At 66.3% G+C, this 1,847-nt stretch carries 2 protein-coding genes; one reads left to right on the forward strand and one right to left on the reverse strand.

Annotation, left to right across the window (positions count from 1 at the left end; all coding sequences use genetic code 11):
• The first annotated feature begins 213 nt into the window (after positions 1-213).
• Positions 214-762 carry a peptidylprolyl isomerase gene (locus ABZ646_RS46075; protein ID WP_360533627.1) on the forward strand — a complete coding sequence of 183 codons (549 nt, stop codon included), beginning with the start codon at positions 214-216 and terminating at the stop codon, positions 760-762.
• 47 nt (positions 763-809) lie between these two features.
• On the opposite strand, the gene ABZ646_RS46080 is transcribed toward ABZ646_RS46075, so the two are convergent.
• A partial coding sequence (locus ABZ646_RS46080; protein ID WP_360533630.1) for a transposase occupies positions 810-1,847 on the reverse strand: 1,038 nt, incomplete at its 5' end.

A 1,847-nucleotide genomic window follows, 5' to 3' on the forward strand; every position in this document is an offset into this window, starting at 1 on the left:
CTCCGCCACCCAACGACACCGCAGCGCACAGCACCGCGATGTCGGCGGCCGCGTAGAGAGCCTCCCGGACCACTCTGTGGACCGGAGTGTCCGTACTCATCACCGACACGGACGGCCGTGTCGGCGCCGTGTCTTTAAGCCGGTGAGGGTAAATAGCCTGCTTCGATGCGATGAGGCCGCTTTCATCGCAAGTCGCAGCACAGGACGGATCACATGCAGCAAGAATTCACCGCGACGATTAGCACGTCGCTGGGGCAGATCCTCGTGAAGCTGTTCCTGGAAGAAGTAAGGGAGCCCGTCATCCAGTTCCACACTCTCGCGTCGGGCACCGGGAGGTGGGTAGACCCACGGACTGGCACCATCGGCATCGGCTCGATCTACGACGAGACAATCATCCACCGCGTGATCGACGGACTCATGATCCAAGGCGGAGACCGGAAGGGTGACGGGACCGGCGACCCAGGGTTCTCGCGCCCGAATGAAGTCCATCCCGATCTGACGTTCGAGCGGCCTTACATGCTGGCCTTGACTGCCACCGAACCAGATGCCATCGGCTCGCAGTTCCTCATCACGACCCGGCCAGCGCCGGACCTCAACGGACTGCACACGATCATCGGCGAAGTAACTCAGGGACAAGACGTCGTCGACGCCATCGCCCACGTCCCCACAGACCAGGACGGCCGCCCCGTGGCGGAGGTAGTCGTTCACTCCATCAGGACCAACCGCTCCCCCTTTGAAGGAGAACCCTATATCGACTTCTGACATGCCATCATGCGGACCCAGCCACGGGCCTCACCTTAGCTTGGCGTTTATGCAGCTGCGCTGCTTGTGGTGGCTGCCGTGAGGTTTGGTTTGTCCTGTTTGCCGACGGGGTGCTCGCGTGCACGGTGCTTGTTCGTCATGCCGGTTGGCCGCCCGGGGCCTGCGGTTGTGGGTTTCGGTGCACTGGCCGGCTGAGGGGGTTTTCCGTGGAGGCGGCGAAATCCTCGGGGGACACGTGCGGGTGTGAGGCGCCCCTGGCGTGCGGGCCGCTCCCAGGGCTTGCGGAGGTCTTCTGCGAGGGGCCGGGCAAGGCGGAGCTGAGTGTGGGCGGCAATCACGAGCCAGGTCCATCGGTCGGCGGCGGCCGGTTCACGGAGCTTGGGAGCGGTCCAGCCCAGCGTCTGCTTGAACATCCTGAAGGTGTGCTCAAGATCGAACCTGCGCAGGAACGCCTGCCAGAGCCGGTCCACATCCCCGGCAGTAGCGTCGGTGGCCGACCACCACAGCCAGATAGGCCTGGGGCTGCGGTCGCCGCGGAGGCGGTCGACCTGGAGACGGATGACGGTACCCTCGATAACCGGCAGGTCTCCTTCGGGGTGGTCGGCCCAGCCCGAGCGCCGGACCAGCAGCGGGTGCAGGCGGTCCCAGGCAGTGGCGACGGCCTTCCCGTAGTGGGTAGTGTCGGTCACCGTGGTCACGGACGGGACCGGCTGAGTGGCCGCGACCTCGAACGCGAACTCCGCCCCGCGCTTGGGCTTGCGCCCGACTTTGCCCGCCGGCTGCGGCGGGGGCGGGAAGTACAGGACACGGTCCGAACGCATCCGGCCCAGCAGCTCAACGGGCAGATCCGCGAGCAGGAAAGCCAGGCGGGTCACGTCGTAACCGGCATCGACGACGACCAGGACGGCCGGGTCACCGATCCGCCACTGGCCTGCCACATACAGCCGCTGGAACACCTCTCGGACCTGGGCCGCGGTGACGGCGATCGAGTCGTCCCACGGACGCAGCCGGACCACGTCCAGCACAGCAGTCCACGACGTCCGCCCCGGCTCCAGAGCGGCAATGAAGGAGTAAGGCCACCCGGG

The sequence above is a fragment of the Streptomyces sp. NPDC007162 genome, assembly GCF_040634175.1.
Taxonomy (GTDB): domain Bacteria; phylum Actinomycetota; class Actinomycetes; order Streptomycetales; family Streptomycetaceae; genus Streptomyces.